Origin of the sequence: Flavobacterium movens (assembly GCF_039581425.1) — a bacterium.
GTDB classification, from domain to species: domain Bacteria; phylum Bacteroidota; class Bacteroidia; order Flavobacteriales; family Flavobacteriaceae; genus Flavobacterium; species Flavobacterium luteolum.
Genome location: NZ_JBCPXY010000004.1, coordinates 334,574 through 349,928 on the forward strand (window position 1 = coordinate 334,574; position 15,355 = coordinate 349,928).

General features: G+C 33.4%; 11 protein-coding genes. 7 read left to right on the top strand and 4 right to left on the bottom strand.

All coding sequences use genetic code 11. The features are described from left to right. Window positions 1-28 precede the first annotated feature (28 nt). Complete coding sequence (locus tag AAYQ05_RS10030) at window positions 29-2,218, top strand: Ig-like domain-containing protein (RefSeq protein ID WP_343543058.1); 2,190 nt, start codon at window positions 29-31, stop codon at window positions 2,216-2,218. Window position 2,219: 1 nt separating this feature from the next. Continuing rightward, window positions 2,220-2,570, top strand: coding sequence for an MmcQ/YjbR family DNA-binding protein (locus AAYQ05_RS10035; protein ID WP_343543059.1), 351 nt, complete (start codon window positions 2,220-2,222; stop codon window positions 2,568-2,570). 3 nt (window positions 2,571-2,573) lie between these two features. On the opposite strand, the gene folK is transcribed toward AAYQ05_RS10035, so the two are convergent. After that, a complete protein-coding gene (gene folK, locus AAYQ05_RS10040) occupies window positions 2,574-3,710 on the bottom strand; it encodes a 2-amino-4-hydroxy-6-hydroxymethyldihydropteridine diphosphokinase (protein WP_343543061.1) in 1,137 nt (378 codons plus the stop codon). A 138-nt stretch (window positions 3,711-3,848) separates the two neighbouring features. Between folK and sppA the strand changes: the two genes are divergently transcribed. The 3 genes from sppA to AAYQ05_RS10055 all read left to right on the top strand — a co-directional run bounded on the left by sppA (window position 3,849) and on the right by AAYQ05_RS10055 (window position 9,344). Beyond that, a complete protein-coding gene (gene sppA / locus AAYQ05_RS10045) occupies window positions 3,849-5,606 on the top strand; it encodes a signal peptide peptidase SppA (protein WP_343543062.1) in 1,758 nt (585 codons plus the stop codon). Between the two features lie 12 nt (window positions 5,607-5,618). Beyond that, window positions 5,619-6,566, top strand: coding sequence for an alpha/beta hydrolase family protein (locus AAYQ05_RS10050; protein WP_343543064.1), 948 nt, complete (start codon window positions 5,619-5,621; stop codon window positions 6,564-6,566). A gap of 174 nt (window positions 6,567-6,740) precedes the next feature. After that, window positions 6,741-9,344, top strand: coding sequence for an AsmA-like C-terminal region-containing protein (locus AAYQ05_RS10055; RefSeq protein ID WP_343543066.1), 2,604 nt, complete (start codon window positions 6,741-6,743; stop codon window positions 9,342-9,344). A gap of 132 nt (window positions 9,345-9,476) precedes the next feature. Here AAYQ05_RS10055 and AAYQ05_RS10060 read toward each other — a convergent pair whose 3' ends face one another. Both AAYQ05_RS10060 and AAYQ05_RS10065 read right to left on the bottom strand, forming a co-directional pair. Beyond that, window positions 9,477-10,559, bottom strand: a complete 1,083-nt coding sequence (locus AAYQ05_RS10060) for a glycosyltransferase family 9 protein (RefSeq protein ID WP_343543067.1) — start codon at window positions 10,557-10,559, stop codon at window positions 9,477-9,479. Between the two features lie 256 nt (window positions 10,560-10,815). After that, window positions 10,816-11,610, bottom strand: a complete 795-nt coding sequence (locus tag AAYQ05_RS10065; RefSeq protein ID WP_343543068.1) for a DUF2797 domain-containing protein — start codon at window positions 11,608-11,610, stop codon at window positions 10,816-10,818. A 241-nt stretch (window positions 11,611-11,851) separates the two neighbouring features. On the opposite strand from AAYQ05_RS10065, the gene AAYQ05_RS10070 reads away from it, so the two are divergent. Next, window positions 11,852-13,363 carry a GH3 auxin-responsive promoter family protein gene (locus AAYQ05_RS10070; protein WP_281631194.1) on the top strand — a complete coding sequence of 504 codons (1,512 nt, stop codon included), beginning with the start codon at window positions 11,852-11,854 and terminating at the stop codon, window positions 13,361-13,363. 15 nt (window positions 13,364-13,378) lie between these two features. After that, window positions 13,379-13,624, top strand: a complete 246-nt coding sequence (locus AAYQ05_RS10075; protein ID WP_343543069.1) for a redox-active disulfide protein 2 — start codon at window positions 13,379-13,381, stop codon at window positions 13,622-13,624. 419 nt (window positions 13,625-14,043) lie between these two features. Here the strand turns inward: AAYQ05_RS10075 and serB are convergent, their stop codons facing one another. Next, window positions 14,044-15,273: a phosphoserine phosphatase SerB gene (gene serB, locus AAYQ05_RS10080; RefSeq protein WP_343543071.1), complete on the bottom strand. Its 1,230-nt coding sequence runs from the start codon at window positions 15,271-15,273 to the stop codon at window positions 14,044-14,046. Between the last annotated feature and the right edge of the window lie 82 nt (window positions 15,274-15,355).

Consider the following 15,355-nt stretch of genomic DNA (forward strand, 5'->3'; position numbering starts at 1 on the left):
ATTCTTAATTAATTGATATTTTTAGCGAATGAAGAATATCAAATTAGCAACCTTTTTGTTTTTATTTTCTGTTTTAAGTTTTAATTTTTCTAATGCGAGTGAAAATACAAAAACTTTTAACAAAAAAAATGCGTACTTCTCAAAACCTAGCGTAAAATCAAAAATAAAAAAACAAGAGAAAAGTAGTTTTGTAATCGATCCTCCTAAGCTTATTGCGCAGGGAGACCAATTTTATTGCCCGCAGACATCAATTAACATTGTAACCGACTTTAGAATTGATCATGATAGTGCCGAAAACGGAACCCAAGTGCTTTACATCCAGATTTCGTCTGGTTATTCAAATGGTTTTGATCGATTAGAACTAACAAATCAGAACTTTCATCCCAATATTGTAACCAGTTGGGACGCTACTTCTGGAAAACTAAGGTTGTCTGGAACAACTGCTTCCGAAATTCCTTATGACGATTTTGTCTCAGCAGTGAAAGATGTTGTATTTACTAATTCTTCTGCAACAGCTAATGGAACAAGAACATTTTCCATTACAATTGGACAAGCTAATTATTTACCCTCTACTGGTCATTATTATCTCTTTATTCCCAATATAGGAGTGACTTGGACAAAAGCGCGAGATTTAGCTGCTTCAAGCACCTACTATGGTCTTCAAGGCTATTTAGCTACTATCTTATCTGCTGATGAAGCCAAATTAATTGGCGAACAAGCATCTGGAACTGGATGGATTGGAGGAAGTGATGCCGAAACAGAGGGGATTTGGAAATGGGTTACGGGCCCAGAAACCGGAACTATTTTTTGGAACGGAAATGCAAATGGCTCAACACCAAATTATGCTTTTTGGAATACAGGAGAACCAAATCAGCAAGGCGATGAAGACTATGCGCACATCACACAACCCGGTGTAGGAATAAGAGGCTCTTGGAATGACTTATCAAATTCTGGATCACTTACACCTGGAGATGCTTATCAGCCAAAAGGATATATTGTCGAATATGGAGGAATGCCAGGTGAGGCTCCATTAGAAATTGCTGCTAGTACCAAAATCACAATTCCTATAGCAACTCCAGCTATTGACCCAACCCCAGTTTGTGATTTTGGAAGTTTTACCTTTAATGCAACTGCAAATGCTGGAGCAACAATTAGATGGTTTGATGCTCTTGTTGGAGGGAATTTATTGGCAACTGGACCAACTTACACTACCCCAACAATAACTTCAACTACAACTTATTTTGTTGATGCTGGTTGTGAATCCAATCGCAAATCAGTAAAAGCAAATGTATATGCAACTCCTGCAGATCCAATTGCAGAACAAGATACCTATACGAACTGTGGACCAGGAACTGTAACGATTAAAGCAACTTCAAATATTGGAATTATAAACTGGTTTACTTCGCCAACTAACGGAACAAGTGTTTTTCAAGGAACAACTTTTACAACTCCAACAATTTCATCCAATACAACTTATTATGCCGAAGCATCAAATAATGGATGCATAAATACAACTAGAACTCCAGTAAACATTGTAATATATACACCTCCAGTTGTTACAAATGAGACTTTGACTTTATGCCAGTTTCAATCTATAACGTTAGATGCAGGAATTTCTGGAATTAGTTATTCATGGTCAAATGCGAATGAAACTACTCAACAAATTACCGTTAGCAAAGGAGGCAAATACATCGTACTTGTAACAAGTCCAGAAGGCTGTTCGAATACAAAAACAATTACGGTTGAAGAACATATGGTCCCTCAAATTGCCCGTGTGGATGTTGAAGGAACAAGAGCCATCATTTACCCTTTAAAAGAAGAAGATTATTTTGAGTATTCTGTTGATGGTATTAATTATCAAGATTCAACTATTTTTTACGATGTACCTGGCGGATTACAAACTGCTTATGCACGAGAAAAAAGTGGATGCGGCGAAACTGAAAAACAATTTGTAGTACTTGTTTTCCCTCCGTTCTTTACGCCAAATAATGACACCTACAATGATATCTGGGAAGTAACTGGAATGGAAAATTATCCGCAAGCTGTAGCTACTATTTTTGATCGCTACGGAAAACTAGTAGCGCAATTAAGCCGTTTCAAAATGAGCTGGGATGGCACCTTAAATCAAGTTCCGCTTCCTGCATCTGATTATTGGTATGCTTTAAAAGTCGATGATTCAATGCCGGTTTTAAGAGGTCACTTTACACTAAAAAGATAGCATGAATATAGAAACCATTCGAGAAATCTGTCAAAAACTAACTGGCACAACTGAAGATATAAAATGGGAACACGACCTTGTATTCTCGGTAGGCTCAAAAATGTATTGTGTTATTGGACTTGACCAAAATCCCACATCGGCTTCGTTTAAAGTTTCAGATGAAGAATTTGAAGAAATAAGCAATAAACCCGGATTTAAACCAGCGCCCTATGTGGCTAAATACAAATGGGTTTTAATTGATGATATTACTCGAATGAAAAAATCAGAATGGGAAACATACATTCAGCAGTCTTATCGTCTTGTTCAGGAAAAACTATCAGCAAAACTTAAAAAACAGCTCGGAATAATCTAAAGTTTAAGAAGCCGTTTTCTTTTTTATTTCATTTAATATATAAAGGTAGTCTTCGTGTTTTTTCACAAAATCACGATCTGAAACATCAATGATTAAAACATTCAAATCAGTTTGGGATTTTATATATTCCAAGTAACCGTTATTGATTTTTTCTAAATACGCAGCTTCAATATTCTGTTCATAAACCCGTCCGCGTTTTTTGATGTTTTGCAAAAGACGATCGGTGTTTTGATACAAATAAATATACAAATCTGGTTTTGGCATTTCTTTGTAAATAATATCGAATAAGTTTCTATACAAACGATATTCATCCTCAGCAAGCGTTATCTTTGCAAAAATTAGTGACTTAAAAATATGATAATCTGCAACTATAAAATCTTTAAACAAATCAAACTGCGCCAAATCATCTGCCAACTGTTGATAACGATCGGCTAGAAAAGACATTTCTAAAGGAAATGCATATCGGTTCTGATCTTTATAAAACTTTGGCAAAAACGGATTATCAGCAAATCTTTCTAAAACTGTTTTTCCGTTAAAATCTTCTGCAATTTTGTGCACCAAAGTCGTTTTTCCTGCTCCAATATTTCCCTCAAAAGCAACATAATTGAATTGATTGATTGGAATTTCACTAATTGGGCTTTTCAAATCCTGAACAACCGTGCATACGCTTTCATCTGGCGTAACCGCGATCAGTTCGGAAATTGTTTTCTGTAAAATCGGGTGTTTCCAATTTAGCATTAAGTCCTGCATTGGCAGCAAAACGAAATTTCTATTCTGCATTAACGGATGCGGAACCTGAAGTTTTTCCGTATTAATTATTTCATTATCAAAAGCGATTAAATCAACATCTATAATTCTTGATTGGTAACCTTCTTGGTTCAACCGAATTCTTCCAAGTTCTTTTTCAACTTTTAAAACTTGATTGAGTATTTTTTGGGCCGATGAATTGGTGTGAAGCAATAGCGCACAATTATAAAAAGCATCACTCTCAAAACCCCATGCAGGAGTCTCATAAAGTTTTGAAACCTGAATAACAGTCCCTACATTTTCGTGTATTAAATCAATACATTTTTGAATGTTTTCTAGTCTGCTGCCTTGGTTGCTGCCTATCGATAAAACGACTTGATGCTGTAATTTCATAATTAATGCAAATTAACTAAAACTATTTTAGAATTAACCAATATATTTGTGAAACGACGTCTCAAATCTTATTCATAATTTAGAAGTCTAATTTGTAACATTTTACTCTTTTTCGCTACTTATTAAAAAAATATACATATGAAGTTTTTAGGAAATGTAATTGCCACAGTTATTGGCATTTTTGTATTTATTATGCTCTTCTTTTTTGGAGTGATCTTTATTGGAGCCATTTTTGGTGGAGACGACTCCGTTTCTGTCAAGTCAGATTCTGTTATTGAATTCAATCTAAAAGAAATTAAAAACGATTACGCAGGAAAATATAAAGATCCTTGGGTAACTGTCTTTTCGGACAAAAAAGGCATTGGCTTGACCGATGTTATCAATGCAATTGAAGCTGCAAAAACAGACGACAATATTAAAGGTATTTCGATTTTAAACGATGAATCTTCCCTTGGTCTTGCACAATACAAAGACTTAAGAAATGCATTAGAAAGTTTTAAAAAATCAGGGAAGTTTGTTTGGGCTTATGCTAATACTTATTCGCAAAAAGAATATTATTTAAATTCTATTGCCAACACTATTTATATAAATCCAGCGGGAGATCTTGATTTTAAAGGTCTTTCTTCTGAAATTATGTTTTTTAAAGATTTTCAGGATAAATCAGGAATTCACATGGAAGTCATTCGTCACGGAAAATATAAAAGTGCCGTTGAGCCTTTCTTAGAAAACAAAATGAGCGATGCCAATAGAGAACAAATCACTGCACTTTTAAATTCTATTTGGTCTACCGTTTCTGCTGATATTTCAAAAAGCAGAAATATTCCGTTGCCTAAATTAAACGAAATTGCAAACGGACTTTTGGCAAGAACTCCAGAAATGGCGAAACAACAGCATTTGGTTGATATTATTGCTTATGAAGATGTTTATCATGATGCTATTAGAAAAGCCCTGAAAGTAGACAAAGACGAGGATTACAATAAAATTTCGATCTCAGATTATACTCAAAATCACTTAACAACAGCATTAGCAAATACAGCATCAGATCAGATTGCTATTATTTATGCTCAAGGCGAAATCGGAAGCGGCGAAGGAGATGTAAATACTATTGGCGAAGGCTCAATGAGACGCTCTTTGCAAGAAGCGAGAAAAAATGACGATGTTAAAGCAATTGTTCTTAGAATTGACAGTCCTGGTGGAAGCGCTCTAACTTCTGATTTAATTTGGAGAGAAATCGAAATTACAAAAAAAGTTAAGCCTGTTATAGTTTCGATGGGTAATTATGCTGCTTCTGGCGGTTATTATATTGCTTGCAACGCTAATAAAATATTTGCTGAAAACAATACAATTACAGGATCTATTGGAGTTTTCGGAATGCTGCCAAATTTCAGCCCTTTGGCTAATAAATTAGGAATTAATTCTGAGCAGGTTAAAACACATGAGAATTCTGCAAATTACAGTCCGTTTTTACCAGTTGATGAGAAATTTAAGGCTTTTACCTTAGAAGGCGTTGAAAAAATCTATAACACTTTTGTAAAACATGTTGCTGAAGGCCGTAAAATGACTTTTGCTCAAGTAGATTCTATTGCTCAAGGAAGGGTTTGGTCTGGAACTGAAGCTTTAAAAATTGGCTTAGTGGATAAAATTGGAGGACTAAATGATGCAATTGCTGAAGCTGCCAAAATCGCTAAATTAAAAAAATACAGCACTCAGAATTATCCTGAATACGAGAAAACGTTAAACGATCTATTGGGCAATCTTCCTTTTGCAAAATCGAAAGAAGCTTTCATTAAAGAAGAAATAGGAGAAGAAAACTATCTTCTTATTGAACAGGTAAAGAAATTTCAAAAACAAAAAGGAGTACAAGCAATTTTGCCTTACGGAATCAATATTTATTAATTGAGTTAAAAGATGAATAAAGTAATTCTTTTTCTAACGGTTTTGTTTTGGAGTTTCTTAAATGCTCAAACCCAAAAAGAAATCACGTTTAAGGAAATACCAGCTATATTAAAAATAAATAACGATCAGATTTTTGGTACACTGACGACGCCAGATTTGACCAAAAAATTTCCAGTTGCTTTAATCATTGCCGGTTCTGGCCCAACTGACCGAAACGGAAATAATCCAATGATGAAAAACAATTCTTTAAAAATGCTGGCAGAAGCTTTGGCAAAAAACGGAATTGCGTCATTACGATACGACAAAAGAGCAATCGGAGAAAGTAAAGCTGCCGGTGGATCTGAAAGTAGTCTTGTTTTTGAAAACTACATTCAAGATGCAAAAAGCTGGATTAATTATTTAAAACAGGATAAACGTTTTTCTAAAATAATTATAATCGGTCACAGCGAAGGTTCTTTAATCGGCATGGTTGCCAGTGGAAAAGCAGACAAATTTATTTCGATCGCAGGCGCAGGCGAACCGGCAGATCAGATTTTAAAAACTCAAATTGGTGCCAAGTCAATGAAACCACTTAATGACTTGACCTTCCCTATTATTGATAGTTTAAAAAACGGATTTGAGGTAAAAAAAGTCGATCCGATGCTGAATTCTCTTTTTAGACCCAGCATTCAACCTTATCTGATTTCTTGGTTCAAATACAATCCTCAGACGGAAATACAAAAACTTACAATTCCTGTTTTAATAGTACAGGGAAATAATGACATTCAGATTGCTGTAAAAGATGCCGAAAATTTAAAGCAAGCCAACAAAAATGCAGATTTACAGATTATTGATAAGATGAATCATATTATGAAGATTATTGACGGCAACCAGGAAGATAATTTGGCCAGTTACAATAATGAAACACTTCCTATTTCTGAAATCCTGGTTGAAAAAATAGTTTCATTTATTCAGAAATAATAAAATAAACACCCTAAAAAATCCGTTTTGAAAATAGTTCTCAACGGATTTTTTTTATTTAACAATTTTAATAAATTTCTTACAAAATTAAGAAAACTTTATCTTCAAACTCTAGTAAAAAAAGCTATTTTTGCAGGAGTCGATTTTAAGATGTAAACCCTCAAATCTATTTATATGCTAAAAAAAGTTTTAAAAATAAGTGCCATAGTTCTTGTGGTATTTGTTGCTGCATTATTTGCCATTCCATTTTTGTTTAAAGACCAGATCAAGTCAAAAATCGTCGAAGCTATCAACGAAAGTGTTGATGCCAAAGTAAGTTTTACTGATGCCGATTTAAGTTTATTTAAAAATTTTCCAAACGCTACAGTTGGAATCGAGAAATTAGTTATCATTAACAAAGCTCCTTTTGAAGGCGACACTTTGGTTTCTCTTGGAGAATTGAATTTAAAAATGAGCATTAAAGAACTTTTCAAAGGAAAAGAAGAGCCTTTAAGCATTCAGGGAATTAGTTCTACCAACGGATTAGTAAACATTATTTTTAATAAAGATGGTGTTGGAAACTTCGATATTGCTCTAAAAGACAAAAAAGAAGAGAAGAAAGACGAAGCAAGCAAACCACTTGCATTAAAAATTCAAAACTATAAAATCGAAAATTTTACTTTTAGATACATCGATCAAGGTTCTAAAATTAAAATGGTAATTGACAGTTTAAATCACGAAGGAACTGGAGATTTTACCAATTCTAAACTAGATTTAACTACAAAATCTACTGCAAAAGTTTCATTGGACATGGATAAAATAAATTACATGAAAAATGTAAAACTAACTTTAGACGCTGTTCTTGGAATTGATTTAGAAAAAAGCAAATATACTTTTAAAGAAAACAAAGCTTTAATCAATCAGTTGCCTTTAGAATTTGATGGATTCATTCAAATGGCAGAGAAAGCGCAGATTTACGATTTAAAGTTTAAAACTCCTACTTCTTCTTTTACCAATTTCTTAGGTTTAATTCCTTCGGCTTATGCCGCAGGTTTAGATGGTGTAAAAACTACTGGAGATTTTACTGTAAACGGTTTTGCAAAAGGAGAACTTACAGATACAACCGTTCCGAAATTTAATGTTGAAATTGCGTCCAATAATGCTTCTTTCCAATATCCGAATCTACCAAAATCGGTTCAAAATATTGTAATTGATACAAAAATCATTAACGAAACTGGAATTTTAAATGATACTTATGTCAACCTAGATAAGTTATCTTTTAGAATCGATCAGGATGTTTTTAACGCTAAAGCGAATATTAAAAACATAACGGTAAATCCTATTATCGATGCGGCTTTAAAAGGAACGATCAACTTGGCTAATCTTTCAAAAGCATATCCAATTAAAATGGATAAACCTTTGGCTGGTATTTTAAAAGCTGATGTTACTACCAATTTTGACATGGCTTCTGTAGAAAAAAGCCAATATCAAAACATCAAAAATGCTGGTACGATGAGCTTGTCAGGATTTAAATATACTGACGAAAACAACAAATCGATGAACATTAGCACAGCGATGGTTGAATTTAATCCGAGCAAAATTAACTTAAAACAATTTGATGCTACGACTGGTAAAAGTGATATCAGCATTAACGGTGTTTTAGAGAATTTCTATGGTTTTATGTTTAAGAAACAAGAACTAAAAGGAAACTTCAATATGAGTTCAAACCAATTGGCTGTTGATGATTTTATGACTGCTGGCGAATCTGCAAAAGAAGAAACAAAAACTCCTGCAAAACCAGCCGATGCAATGAAGATTCCTGCTTTCTTGAATTGTACATTAAATGCAAAAGCAACAACGGTTTTATATGATAATTTAAAACTAAAAGATGTTTCTGGAAGACTGCTTATTAAAGACGAAAAAGCAACTCTTGAAAACTTTAAAACAAATATTTTCGGAGGATCAATTGGTCTTAACGGAGCAGTTTCTACAAAAGAAAAAGTGCCAACTTTTGATATGAATTTAGGTTTTAATCAAGTTGATATTGCACAGACATTTACGCAGTTGGATATGATGAAAAAAATTGCGCCTATTGCTGGAATCATTAACGGGAAACTGAATTCAACAATCAAACTGAATGGTAATTTGGATGCAAAAGAATTTACTCCAGATCTTAAATCAATTTCAGGAGATTTAATTGGTCAATTACTGTCTACTACAGTAAACTCGAGTAACTCTACTTTACTTACTGCATTAAGTTCTAATGTAAAGTTTCTTGATTTAAATAAAGTGAATCTGAATGACATTAAAGCTGCTTTAACTTTTGACAATGGAAAAGTAAATGTTAAACCTTTTGACATTAAATACCAAGATATTAAAGTAACGGTTGGAGGAACTCATGGTTTCGATCAAACTATGAATTATACTCTAAAATTTGATGTTCCTGCTAAATATTTGGGAACCGAAGCTAACAACTTAATTGCAAAAATGTCTCCTGCAGATGCTGCAAAACTAGATAATATTCCAATCAATGCTTCTTTGACAGGTAATTTCTCAAATCCTAAAATCAGTACCGATATGAAAACTGCTGTGAGCAATTTGACAACACAATTGGTAAATCAGCAGAAAGAAAAACTGACTCAAAAAGGAACCTCAGCACTTACCGATTTGATCAACAAAAACACTAAAGCTAAAGATACAACTCAGGCTGCTAAAACTGAAAAAGAGCAGAAAACTCAAGAAGTAACTAAAAAAGCTAGTGATTTATTGAACGGATTGTTTAAGAAAAAGAATCCATAAAAAGGTACTGAGATGCTAAGCCTCTAAGGTTCTAAGTTTTTTTCTTTAGAAAAACTTAGAACCTCAGCACCTAAGAAGCTTAGCTCCTTAAAAAACAAAAAATCCTGTTCGAATGAACAGGATTTTTTGTTTTTATATTGCTTTTGAATAGCTACTTAATCGACCGTTATTCAAAATAGAATTTATTGTTTTTATATATTCCTTTTTCGTGTACAGATTAACATCTAGACCAATGCTGCAATTATCATAAGGCTCGTATTTTTTCAAATTTGAAACAGAAAACAGCCCGATGGTTGGTGTATGTACAGCGCTTGATAAATGCATAATTCCGCTGTCGGCACCAATAAACAAATCAGCATTTGTAATAACAGCCCCTATTTCTCTTATGTCTTTACTATAAAATGTTGGTGCTTTAAAACCAATTTGAGATACATTTTCTACAGGCAGAATTTCAATAATATTATAATCTTTATATTCTCCGGTAAGCATTGAATAAAACTTTTCCCACCACTCTTCTGAAAGACATTTTGCTCCTGTTGCGTAGGTAAAAATGCAAATCGTTTTTTTGTTATTATCAGTAAGTTCGTTCAATATTTTTTTGCCTTCAGTGATTTCAGAAATTGTTAATTTAAGATCCAAAGGAGCAATTATTTTATTGCTGTTTGTTGGTAATCTCAGTTTTGACAAATAATTTCTAAAATTATAAACTGGGTATTTTGCAATGTGTTCAAAATCGCTTTTCTGCTCTGTTAATTCCTCTTCAGAATCTCCGAAAAACTTGTATTTGGCATTTGAAAACTGAACCGCTAATCGGCCCGAAGAAGAATTTTGATCAACATTGATTGCTAAATCGTAATGTGCTTTTTTTAATGAAATCCAAACCTTTGAGTATTCCACTAAACTTTTAAATGGCTTTTTAGGCAAGTGAATTATTTTATCAACAACATCGTAATTTTCAAAAATAATAGGAGCCACTGTACCTTTCACAAACAAATCAATTTTACAATTTGGAAACATTTCTGACACTTCTTGTACAAGTGGGGTAATCAATAAAAGATTTCCTAATCTTCCGTTTGGCCTACAGATTAAAACTTTTTTGATTTCGCTCTTATCGACCAAAATAAAATCGTCCTGCATATTTGCTTTTCCAACATTCTTCGTTAGGTTCCGCATTATGCTGCGCCTGTGTACGTTTATTTTGTTTAAAACACTCATTTATGGAATAATTTACGGATTATAAATCTCAATTTAATTTTAGAAAACTAGCATTAAGAGCAGGTCTCAAATCTAATTTCTTTTATCTTCTAAAAATAAATTCTTCCAATAAGCATTTGTTACAAAATTGTAACGAAATGTATCAATATTCACATTTTTTTGCTTTTGGAAGCGATATAAATTTACAATAAATTATTACGTAATCAACAAATTTATAGACAGTTAGCTAAAAAACATCGACAACTTCCCGATAAACCTAGACGTTTATTGTGACGACATAACCTTCGGAACCACGTACATTAAAAACTGTTCCGTTTTCAAATAATAGATACTGACCTTTAATTCCTGTCAATTTTCCAGTGAACGAAGGAGATTTATCCAAGTTCAAACTATTTACTTTTGCAGGATAACTTAACACTGGATATTGAAGTTCGTAAACATCATTTTTTTGAGCGTAAAAATAGTCTTTGACTTCTGCAGGAATTAAACTTTCGATTTTGGCTTTCTCTGCAATCAGATCAAAAGTCTCAACAGAGTTCTGAAGCATTTTTCTCCAATTGGTTTTGTCTGTATAATGATCTTTTAATGCTACCTCTGTAATTCCTGCCAAATAACGGTTTGGAACCTCAACAATGGCAATCGCTTGAGAAGCGCCTTGATCGATCCATCTGGTTGGAACTTGAGTTTTACGAGTAACACCTACTTTTATCTCGCATGCCGAAGCCAAATATACAATATGCGGTTGTAACTGAACTTTAGATTCATATTCTAAATCCCTGTCTGCAATTCCCAAATGTGCCGTACTCAATTCTGGCCTCATAATCCAATCTCCAACAGCTGGACTTGAATAAAAACATTCATAACAAAAACCTTGTCGGTATATTTTTTTCTTTTTACCGCAATTCAAACATTGGCAACCCACAAAATTGATTTCAATTTCTTTATCTAATAATTGATTCATGTTTAAGAAACTATCCTCGAAAACCAAATAATATTGAATTGGACTCCCAAGTTCGGTTTGCATTTTTGTCAGTACGCCTTGATATTGCATTTGAATTTTTTATTTATAATTGCTGATTTAAACTTCTCAAAAGATTTAAAGTTTTTTGTGTTAAATTCGACTTTTTTGGTAGAATCTTTACCGTAAATTGAATTGTTTATTACAAAAAAATATTATTTTTGATATGAAGACAAAGTTACTATTTGTCTATCGATATTCAAATTTTAAGTTTTTTGTTTTGCACAGATTGTAAGATTTAAAATCTAAAATTAGTTAACTAAAAAACAGATTCATGCCTTTATCTATTATCAATTCGTTTGCATCTTGGGTCCTCAAACAAAGGATTCACCAAATCGAGCTTTTTTTAAAATACCCAAATGAAGTTCAGGAAGAATTATTGCATAACTTATTGACGGCATCTGAAAATACGGTTATTGGAAAAAAATATGAATTTTCTACCATTAGTTCCTATCAAACCTTTGCTGAAAGAGTTCCGATTGCAACTTACGAGGAATTACAGCCACTTATTGAACGTACCCGTTTGGGAGAACAAAATGTTTTTTGGGAAAGCCCTATTAAATGGTTTGCCAAATCGAGCGGTACTACAAATGCAAAAAGTAAATTTATTCCTGTAAGTAATGAGGCTTTGGAGGATTGCCATTACAAAGGCAGTAAAGATCTTTTGTGTCTTTATCTAAATAATAATGAAGATTCTGAATTGTTTCTAGGAAAAAGCCTTCGTTTAGGAGGAAGTTCTCAGATTTACGAAAACAATAATACTTTCTTTGGAGATTTATCGGCTATTTTAATTGAAAACATGCCTATTTGGGCTGAATTCAGCAGTACGCCAAGCAGCAAAACTTCTCTAATGAGCGAATGGGAAACGAAAATTGCCGCTATTATCAATGAAACTAAAAACGAAAACGTAACCAGTTTTGCAGGAGTTCCTTCTTGGATGCTGGTTTTAATGAATAAAGTCCTTGAAAATACAGGAAAACAGAGTCTACTGGAACTTTGGCCAAATCTGGAAGTTTACTTTCACGGAGGCGTAAGTTTTTCTCCTTATAGAGAACAGTATAAAAAACTTTTGCCAAGCAAGGATTTTAGATATTACGAAATATACAATGCTTCTGAAGGCTTTTTTGCAATTCAGGATTTGAATAATTCAAGCGACTTATTATTAATGCTGGATTACGGAATTTTCTACGAATTTATTCCGATGGACACTTTTGGATCTCCAAACCAAAAAGTAGTTCGCTTGGCCGATGTTGAATTGAATAAAAATTACGCTATTGTTATCACTACAAATTCTGGTTTGTGGCGTTATTTAATTGGCGACACGGTTCGTTTTACTTCTTTAAATCCATACAGAATTAGAGTAACGGGAAGAACCAAACATCATATCAATGTTTTTGGCGAAGAATTAATGGTAGAAAATACCGATCAGGCTATTGCAAAAGCTTGTCAAGTAACACAAACTGAAGTTATCGATTATACGGTTGCTCCTATTTTTATGCATGATAAAGAAAAAGGTGCTCACGAATGGATGATTGAATTTAAGAAGCATCCCGCTGATGTTGGCCTTTTCCAAAAAGTGCTGGATGAAACTCTTCAAACTCTAAATTCAGATTACGAAGCTAAACGCTACAATAATATGACTTTAAATCCTTTGGTGATTAATGTTGCTCGAGAGAATTTATTTTATGATTGGCTGAAAGAAAGAGACAAATTAGGAGGCCAGCATAAGATTCCGAGGCTTTCGAATCAGAGAGATTATTTGGAGCAATTGAAAGAAATGTGCTAATAACAACTTATAAAAATGAAAGACACAAAATTTAGCGAAATGAGCAACGAAGAACTGATTAAAAATCAGAAGACATTAAAAACAGTGAATACTATTTTTTGCGTTGTTCTTTTTATGTTATTCATTCTTAACACATTCATTGTTTTTATGAAAGGATTTAGCGCTATGAATATTATTCCTGTTGCGTTATTGCCTATTCTTTTTCTAAATCTCAAAAATCTGAAAGAGATGAAGAAGGAGTTGGAATCTAGAAATCAGTAATTACAAAAATTCTTAGAAACATTATTCTTGAATTGCAACTAACTTTAGTTAGTGGTTAAATGAGTCTCTAAATATTTATTGGCTTTAGCCGAATTATCGTACCCGTTAATTTAGCTAAAGCCAATTTTAATCTTCATCCTTTATTCCTCCAGCTAAAGCTAGAGGCAATTCAAATGCAAATCTTACTTACAACTTCAAAACTAATGATTCCACTAAACCCGCATGAGGGATAGAAGTGGAAATCCTTTTGTGGTGGGGTTCACCACAAAAGATTGGAACGGATAGCCCGACCCGTAGGGACATGCCCATATAAAAAACCTCAACCTTTTATTTTAAAAGACTGAGGTTTGTTTTTTTTTATTTTGATTGTCGAATTTCTAGTGTGCTTTCTACCTATGATCGAAATGACAAACTAGACTTTACATCATATCAATATATCTATCGTGATATCCTAAAAGATACAAAACACCATCAAGACCTAAACTTGAAATTGAAGTTGAAGCACTTTCTTTAACTTTTGGTTTGGCATGGAAAGCAATCCCTAGACCAGCTAAGTTTAGCATTGGCAAATCGTTTGCTCCATCTCCCACCGCGATTGTCTGATTAATATGAATTCCTTCTTTTTCTGCAATTGCTTTTAATAATTCTGCTTTTTTCTGACCATCTACAATGTCACCTAAATATTTACCTGTCAGCTTACCATCTTTTATTTCTAATTGATTGGCGTGAACGTAGTCTATTCCTAATTCTTTTTGAAGATATTCTCCAAAATAAGTAAATCCTCCAGAAAGAATTGCGGTTTTATAGCCGTAGTATTTTAAGGCTTTCATCAAACGATGGGCTCCTTGTGTAATCGGCAAATTGATAGCAACATTTTGCAAAACTTCTTCACTTAAACCTTCTAGAAGAGCCATGCGCTTTTTGAAGCTTTCGTTGAAATCAATTTCACCGTTCATAGCCGATTCTGTAATAGCTCGCACTTGATCTCCAACTCCATTCAATTCAGCAAGCTCATCGATTACTTCGGTTTGAATTAAAGTCGAATCCATATCGAAGCAAACCAAACGGCGGTTTCTTCTATAAATATTATCTTCTTGGAAAGAGATATCAACGTTTAGCGTTCTGGAAATTTCCATAAAACTTGCCGTCATGATGATCTTGTTGACAATTTCGCCTGTAACAGATAATTGAATACAAGAACGCGGATATTCTTCCTTTTCTACAACAGAAGTTCTTCCTGTTAATCGGATAATAGAGTCAATATTTAAATTTTGATCTGACAATATTTGTGTAACTGCAGATAGTTGTGAAGCCGCCAGTGTCTCTCCCAAAATATTGATGATGTAACGCTGTTTTGATTGTGATTTTACCCAAGTTTCATAATCTTCGATAGAAATCGGAATAAATTTTACTTTAATTTCCAATTCATATGCTTTGAACAAAAGATCTTTTAAAACGGGTGCCGAAGAAGAACCTGCAGCAATTTCGAACAAAATTCCTAAAGAAAGCGTATCATGAATATCTGCCTGCCCGATATCTAAAATATTGGCGTCGTATGCTGCCAATACAGCTGTTAATCCTGCTGTAACTCCAATTTTATCGTGTCCAGAAACTTTTAATAAAATTATTTCTTTGTCTTCTGCTGCCATTTTTCTTTCTTGATTTTGAAGCGACAAAAATCGGCAATCTCTCGTTGATAAAAAAGAATAATCCTTGTTTTTTTAAAACGAA

Excerpts from the sequence above, each read along its gene's own strand:
- AAYQ05_RS10030 (WP_343543058.1), top strand. The coding sequence starts at position 29 with ATGAAGAATATCAAATTAGCAACCTTTTTGTTTTTATTTTCTGTTTTA.
- AAYQ05_RS10035 (WP_343543059.1), top strand. The coding sequence starts at position 2,220 with ATGAATATAGAAACCATTCGAGAAATCTGTCAAAAACTAACTGGCACA.
- folK (WP_343543061.1), bottom strand. The coding sequence starts at position 3,710 with ATGAAATTACAGCATCAAGTCGTTTTATCGATAGGCAGCAACCAAGGC.
- sppA (WP_343543062.1), top strand. The coding sequence starts at position 3,849 with ATGAAGTTTTTAGGAAATGTAATTGCCACAGTTATTGGCATTTTTGTA.
- AAYQ05_RS10050 (WP_343543064.1), top strand. The coding sequence starts at position 5,619 with ATGAATAAAGTAATTCTTTTTCTAACGGTTTTGTTTTGGAGTTTCTTA.
- AAYQ05_RS10055 (WP_343543066.1), top strand. The coding sequence starts at position 6,741 with ATGCTAAAAAAAGTTTTAAAAATAAGTGCCATAGTTCTTGTGGTATTT.
- AAYQ05_RS10060 (WP_343543067.1), bottom strand. The coding sequence starts at position 10,559 with ATGAGTGTTTTAAACAAAATAAACGTACACAGGCGCAGCATAATGCGG.
- AAYQ05_RS10065 (WP_343543068.1), bottom strand. The coding sequence starts at position 11,610 with ATGCAATATCAAGGCGTACTGACAAAAATGCAAACCGAACTTGGGAGT.
- AAYQ05_RS10070 (WP_281631194.1), top strand. The coding sequence starts at position 11,852 with ATGCCTTTATCTATTATCAATTCGTTTGCATCTTGGGTCCTCAAACAA.
- AAYQ05_RS10075 (WP_343543069.1), top strand. The coding sequence starts at position 13,379 with ATGAAAGACACAAAATTTAGCGAAATGAGCAACGAAGAACTGATTAAA.
- serB (WP_343543071.1), bottom strand. The coding sequence starts at position 15,273 with ATGGCAGCAGAAGACAAAGAAATAATTTTATTAAAAGTTTCTGGACAC.